This window comes from Pseudonocardia charpentierae, assembly GCF_031845345.1.
GTDB lineage: Bacteria > Actinomycetota > Actinomycetes > Mycobacteriales > Pseudonocardiaceae > Pseudonocardia > Pseudonocardia charpentierae.
Genome location: NZ_JAVREJ010000135.1, coordinates 1 through 255 on the forward strand (window position 1 = coordinate 1; position 255 = coordinate 255).

Annotated in this window: 1 protein-coding gene; it reads left to right on the forward strand. The window is 65.1% G+C overall.

Annotation, left to right across the window (positions count from 1 at the left end):
• A partial coding sequence (locus RM445_RS32195) for a transposase (protein ID WP_311560632.1) occupies positions 1-255 on the forward strand: 255 nt, incomplete at both ends.

Below are 255 nucleotides of genomic sequence, written 5' to 3' on the forward strand. Positions count from 1 at the left end.
TCAGGCCCTGTTCGCGGTGGTGATGGAGGCCTACCTGCACGGCGTCTCGACACGGAAGGTTGATGACCTGGTCAAAGCGTTGGGCGCGGACACCGGCATCAGCAAGTCGGAGGTGTCGCGGATCTGCGCGGACCTCGACCAGGAAGTGGGCGCGTTCCGCGACCGGTCGCTGACCGGCGAGGCGTTCCCCTACGTCTTTTTGGACGCGACCTACTGCAAAGCTCGGGTGAACCACCGCGTGGTGTCTCAGGCGGT